The sequence below is a fragment of the Saccharopolyspora sp. genome, from assembly GCF_017434145.1.
In the GTDB taxonomy this organism is placed as follows: Bacteria; Actinomycetota; Actinomycetes; order Mycobacteriales; family Pseudonocardiaceae; genus Saccharopolyspora_C; species Saccharopolyspora_C galaxeae.
The window spans coordinates 1-5,827 of record NZ_JAFRFW010000589.1 but is presented as its reverse complement, the minus strand read 5'-3'; the positions used below and the strand labels follow the sequence as shown (position 1 = coordinate 5,827).

Sequence of the window (5,827 nt, the reverse complement as noted above, 5' to 3'; positions counted from 1 at the left end):
GGGCGCCGTGGTCGAAGGCCATCCCGAACTCGGTCGCCGCGTCGTCGGCGGGTTTCACATCCGCCAGCACCGGTGGTCCCGCCGCCGCACCGACCCCGTCGGACACGCTGCGCATCCCGGAGCGCTTGATCAGCGAGGTGCCGACCTCGATCCAATCGGCGTGCGCGCGGACCTGGTCGGCGAGCCGGACGGCGCGATCCAGGTCGATGCGGTCCAGCGCCACTTGTAGCTGCACGGTGCTCGTCCTCCTTGTGCTGCGCGGGTTTCAGGCGTGCGCGCGGAGCGCGTCCTCGAGGTGCGTTCACGGTGATTTTCGGTCTTTGTCTTGTCAGCGGCGCAGCCGCTGAGCAGCGACCACGCAAGCAACCGGCACCGCCGCGGGTTCTCAGCGGCTTCCTCGCGAGGACAGCGATTTCGCCGCGTAGGGTGCTACGTCAGAAATCGATCCCGCAGCGAGGAAGTCGCTGAGGTTCCGCCACCGGCACCGCTACGCAACTCACCCTGAAGGGATTCCTCAAGAGTCTTCCTAGTGGGCAGACCGTCCATGTCGCCTTCGCTCGTGGTGGCCAGCGCGCCTACCGCGCAGGCTCGGCGCAGTGCAGCCTCGTCGTTTTCCCCATCGAGGCGGGCACTGATGAAACCGGCGGCGAAGCCGTCACCGGCGCCGACGGTGTCGACCACCTCGACCGGGAAAGCCGTTGCGTGGCAGGTGGTTTCACCGGTGTGCAACGAAGCGCCGTCCGCGCCGAGCTTGACGACCACTGTGGACGCGCCGAGATCCAGGCAACGCGCGGCGACACCTTCCGGAGTGGCTTCACCGAACAGCGCCTCCCCCTCGGCGAGGCCGGGCAGCACCCAGTCGGCCAGCGCGGCGAGTTCGGTCAGCACCGCCCGCATCTCCGCCCGGTCCGGCCACAACGCGGGCCGCAGGTTCGGGTCGAACGAGACGGTCGCCCCGCAACGGCGCGCGGCGGCCACCGCCTCGAAGGTGAACCGGCGGGTTTCTTCCGACAGCGCCGGGAAAATCCCGGTGACGTGCAGATGCCGGGCGGCACCGACCACCGCCTCCGCCGCGGCGGACCAACGGTGCCGGGAAGCCGCCGAACCGCGGCGGAAGTACACGACCTCCGGATCACCGGCGCGGACCCGGCTCTTGAGCTGGAAACCGGTCGGCGCGGACGGGTCGGTGGTCAATCCGCCGATCCCTTCGGCGGCGAAGACCCGCTGCGCGCGGGCTCCGAACGGGTCGTCGCCGACCGCACCCAGGTATCGCACCCGGTGCCCGAGCCGGGACAGCCCGACCGCGACGTTCATCTCCGCACCGGCCAGCCGCGCCGTGTAGCGGTCCACCTCCGGCAAGCTGCCGACCTCGGCGGCGACGAACATCGCCATCACCTCGCCGAAGGTCACCACGTCGCTCATCGGCTACGCGCTCCCGGTCTCGTAGGAACCGCGCCGCACCAGCGGAATCAACAGCGCTGATAAGACCATTGTGGACGCCATCAGCACGAACGAGGCCGCGGTTGCGCCGGTCGCGTCGTTGAGCCAGCCCACCAGGTAGGTGCCGATGAACCCGCCGAACGAGCCGGCGGTGTTCACGCAGCCCACACCCGCACCCGCGAAATTCTTCGGCAACGACTCCGAAACATAGGCGAAGTACGGGCCGTACGGCGCGTACATGGCGCCTCCGGCCAGGATGAGCAACCCGAAAGCGAGCCAGAAGTTCTGCGGACCGGCCACATAGGACAGGTAGAACGCGACGCCGCCGAAGAGCAGCCACGGCCACACGAACCGCGGCCTGCTGCCCGCGCGGTCGGAGGCGCGCGAGTTCAGCACCATCAGCAGCGCGGCCACGCCGAACGGGATCGCCGAGAGCAACCCGCTCATCCCGATCCCCTCGCCGGTGCCCGCCGCGACGATGCTCGGCAGCCAGAACACCAGCCCGTACACGCCGATGCTCCACAGCAGGTACTGGATCGACAGCAGCACCACCGGCCGCGACCGGATCGCCTCGGCGAACGTTCCCGCCGCCGTGGTCTGCTGCCGCTCACCGTCCAGCGCGTCGATGACGGCGCGCTTCTCGGCATCGCCCAGCCACTTCGCCTCGCTCGGGTGGTCCGAGACCAGCGCGCGGAACACGAAGGCCCACAGCACGGCGGGCAGGCCCTCGATGATGAACATCTCCCGCCAGCTGGTCAGCTCCACCAGATAACCGGACACCGCGTTGAGCCACATCACCGTGACCGGGTTGCCCAGGATGAGGATCGCGTTGGCGCTGCCGCGCTCGCCCTTGGTGAACCAGCGCGCCAGGAACACCACCATCGCGGGCAGCACGGCCGCTTCCACCGAGCCGAGCAGGAACCGCACCACCAGCAGCGCGATCCCGCTGTGCAGCAAGCCTTGCGCGGCGGCGAGCACGCCCCAGGCCAAGGTGCACCAGAAGATCAGGTTCCGGACGCTGCGGCGCTCCGCGTAGAGCGTGCCGGGGATCTGGAACAGGCAGTACCCGAGGAAGAACGAGGCGCCGATCAGCGAGGACATCGCGCCGGACAGCGCCAGGTCCTCCTTGAGCCCGCCCGCGACGCCGATCGAGAAGTTCGACCGGTCCAGGTAGGCCAGCGAGTAGGTCACGAACGCCACGGGCAGCAGCCGCAGCCACCGCTGCCGCCCGAGTTCGGCCGGAGCCGGGGTCGTCGTCACGGCGAACTCCTTTGTGCGCCAACTGTGCTGTTTACCGCAGAGGTTTACCGCAGCTATTTGCCGCAGTCGTTTACCGCGATGCGGGAAACTTTTCGATATTGCGGAAAGACTAGAGAACGTGGGACAACCGGGTCAACACCGGGCCGATACGATCCGGGCGAGGACGCGCCGGGGAACGCGCGCGGTGAGTTAGGGGGATGACGTGCCCGCCTCGGCTGAGAACTCCGCTGCGGACGGCCCACGTGACGAGCGGCCACGCGACGACGGCAGACGTGGCGACGCGGCCGGCAGCGACATGGTGGGTAAGGCCCTGCGGCTGCTGGTGCTGCTCGGCGACGCCCCGAAGGGCATCACGCTGTCCGAGCTCGCGCGGCAGGCCGGTTACCCGGTGAGCACCACGCACCGGCTGCTGAACTCCATCGCCCGCGAGGAGTTCGCCGTGCTCGACGAGGACCGGCGCTGGAGCCTGGGCCTGCGGATGTTCGAGCTGGGCCAGCGGGTGCTGCACGCGCGGGGTTTCGCCGAGACCGCCACGCCGGTGCTGCGCCGGATCACCGCCGAGACCGGCGAGTCGGCGCTGATGTCCGTGCTGGACGGGCACGACCAGCTCTACGTGCACTTCGTGGAGGGCACCCAGCAGGTGCAGATCACCGGCGAACCGGGCAGGCGCGGCCCGCTGCACTGCACCTCGATGGGCAAGTGCCTGATCGCGTTCGCGCCGCAGCAGGTGCGGGAAGCGCTGCTGGCCGAGCTCGAACTGCCCGCTCTGGGCCCGCGCACCATCACCGACCGCGCCGCGTTCCGCGCCGAGATCGAACAGGTGCGCCGCGACGGCTACGCCACCGCCGAGGAGGAGCACGAGGCGGGCATCATCGCCATCGGCGTGCCGGTGCTCGGCCCCGGCGGCACGGCGACCGCCGCGCTTTCCACCGCCGCCCCCGCTTTCCGCAGCTCGCTGGAAGCGATGCGCGAGCACCTGGAACCGCTGCGCCGCGCCGCCCGCGAGCTCGCGATCACGCTGCCGGGGCGGTGAACGCCGTGCTGCCGCCGGAATTGCGGGACGACGTCCGAACGCTGTGGGACTACCACGACCTGGGTCACGAGCTGCGCCGGTGCGATGTGGGGGTCGGGCTCGGCGGTCACGACCTCGGTGTTGCCACGCACACCGCGGAGTTGTTCCACGCCGGGTGGTTTCCGCGGATCGTGTTCACCGGCGCGAACGCGCCGACGACGGTCGAGCGCTTCCCGCGTGGCGAGGCGGTGCACTTCCGCGCGCACGCGCTGGAGCTCGGCGTGCCGGATTCGGCCGTGCTGCTGGAAACGCGGGCCACGAACACCGGGGAGAACATCACCAACACCAGAGATCTGCTTGCCACGCAGGGGATTTCCGCGCGCGAGGTCATGCTGGTCTCGCGGCCGTACCAGCAGCGCCGCGCGTACGCGACCGCGAAGAAGCTGTGGCCGGAGGCCGAATTCGTCTGCTCCGCGCGGCCGTTGCCGGTGGACGAGTACGTCGCGGACATCGGCGACCCGGACCGCGTGATCAACATGCTGGTCGGGGACACCCAGCGGATCACCCGCTACGCGGAACTCGGCTTCGCGACTCCGCAGGAGGTCCCCACCGAGGTCCGCGCCGCCTACGACCGGCTGGTGGCGGCCGGGTACACCAGCCGGGCGCTGCCGGAGTGAGGTTCAGGTGTGCTTCTTGTGGCTGGGCACGATCTCGTGCTTGGGGTCCCACCACACCACGTAGAAGCGATTCGCTTCCAGGAAACCGAACAATCGGCGCTCGCCGGTGATCCGCAGCCGATGGATGATGTCCCGATCGTCGAGACCGAGTTCCACCAGGCGTTCCCGGGCATCCTTCACCAGTGCGTGCAGCGGATAGTCCTGCGAACGCTGCTTGCCGTGCACGACCTCGTTCACCGTCATCGATTCGAAGTCGCGCACCGCGCGCAGCAAGCCGATGTGGTCGCTCGCCGAGATCTTGCTCAGGCACCATCGGCTCTCCACATCGACCCGGGCCAGTGAGATCAACAGCTTGACGTCCGGGTTGCTGGGCGTCAGCGGCTTGCGCGGCTGCAGGCCCGGTGCGGAAGGCCGGTCGGCGCGCTGCATCTTCGGCACCGCACGAGACAATGGCGACTCCTGCGCTCGCTTCGGGACCTTCTTGCTCACACGTCTTCCGCGTTCGCGTCGGCGCTCGTCAGACCGTCGTAGAACTCGTGCATCGCGGCCTTTTCGATCGTCGCGCTGCCGCGGTGGCCGTCCTCGATCCCCGCGCGGGCGTCGCGCCACGGCGCTTCGCGGTGGGAGAGTTCGCTGAGCCAGTGCGCCGTCTTGTCCCCGTAGGCATCGAGCACGGCTTCCACCGTTTCCCGCTCCCCTTCGCTCAGCGCGTCCCGATCACCGCCGAGAGGCTCGTCCCTGGTGAGCCGGAACCGGCCGCGATGCGCCGCGTACAGGTCCGGCACCACCGGGCCGTTCGCCCACGCCTGCACCGGCTCGTCGAACAACGGCCGTTCGTCCCACACCAGATGCCACGCTTGGCTGTAGTAGACGAGCTTTTGCAGCTTCATCGCCGTCATCGGGCCGCGCCGGTGCAAGATGTACGCGGCCACATCCTTCGCGTTCGCCACCGCTGCCCCCTTCCGTCCGCGAAGCCATGGTGCCAGGCCGCACCGACGATTCGTGCGGAGATGATCAGACGCAGTCGGCGAGTCACCCGAAAAGGGAGCAACACCCGCAGACCGGCAACGAGGGCCGGAGGGTTCGCCGGTGCGGTGGATCCGCGGCCGCGGTCGGCACGCGGCTGCCTCACGTGCGGATGCCGTCGATGACGATGGTCAGCAGCCGATCGGCCTCGGCCGCCGGTTCGGCGGCGTGGCTGTCGCTGATCGCGGTGTCCGACATCGGCGCCTGCCGGACTTCTACGCCGCGCACGAGATGTCGAACGTCTTCGACGCCGACGCCCGGCCGGAACGGGTGCGGGAACTCGGCCTGCCCACCACCGGGTTCGCGGAGTGGGCAGCGCGGAACATGCGGTGAGGACTCACACCGTCGCCAACGGCAGGGCCGTCGGGTGCACCGGCGCGGGCAGGTCGGAGGCGCCGGTGAGGTGGGCGTC

Annotated in this window: 7 protein-coding genes; 2 read left to right on the top strand and 5 right to left on the bottom strand. The window is 69.6% G+C overall.

The features are described from left to right. The 3 genes from IJH84_RS16270 to IJH84_RS16260 all read right to left on the bottom strand — a co-directional run. On the bottom strand, positions 1-235 hold a 235-nt coding region (locus IJH84_RS16270; protein ID WP_295145901.1), incomplete at its 3' end, for an orotidine 5'-phosphate decarboxylase / HUMPS family protein. 194 nt (positions 236-429) lie between these two features. After that, complete coding sequence (locus IJH84_RS16265; protein WP_295145900.1) at positions 430-1,422, bottom strand: sugar kinase; 993 nt, start codon at positions 1,420-1,422, stop codon at positions 430-432. A gap of 3 nt (positions 1,423-1,425) precedes the next feature. Further along, positions 1,426-2,700, bottom strand: a complete 1,275-nt coding sequence (locus tag IJH84_RS16260; RefSeq protein WP_295145899.1) for an MFS transporter — start codon at positions 2,698-2,700, stop codon at positions 1,426-1,428. A 295-nt stretch (positions 2,701-2,995) separates the two neighbouring features. On the opposite strand from IJH84_RS16260, the gene IJH84_RS16255 reads away from it, so the two are divergent. Both IJH84_RS16255 and IJH84_RS16250 read left to right on the top strand, forming a co-directional pair. Next, positions 2,996-3,733 (top strand): IclR family transcriptional regulator, encoded by a 738-nt coding sequence (locus IJH84_RS16255; protein WP_200070359.1) that lies wholly within the window; start codon positions 2,996-2,998, stop codon positions 3,731-3,733. Continuing rightward, positions 3,730-4,389, top strand: a complete 660-nt coding sequence (locus IJH84_RS16250; RefSeq protein WP_295145898.1) for a YdcF family protein — start codon at positions 3,730-3,732, stop codon at positions 4,387-4,389. The genes IJH84_RS16255 and IJH84_RS16250 overlap by 4 nt, the downstream gene beginning before the upstream one ends. Positions 4,390-4,392: 3 nt before the next feature. Here the strand turns inward: IJH84_RS16250 and IJH84_RS16245 are convergent, their stop codons facing one another. Then, positions 4,393-4,839 carry a hypothetical protein gene (locus IJH84_RS16245; protein ID WP_295145897.1) on the bottom strand — a complete coding sequence of 149 codons (447 nt, stop codon included), beginning with the start codon at positions 4,837-4,839 and terminating at the stop codon, positions 4,393-4,395. Between the two features lie 35 nt (positions 4,840-4,874). Next, entirely contained in the window at positions 4,875-5,339 is a 465-nt protein-coding gene (locus IJH84_RS16240; protein WP_295145896.1) for a Panacea domain-containing protein, read from the bottom strand. Between the last annotated feature and the right edge of the window lie 488 nt (positions 5,340-5,827).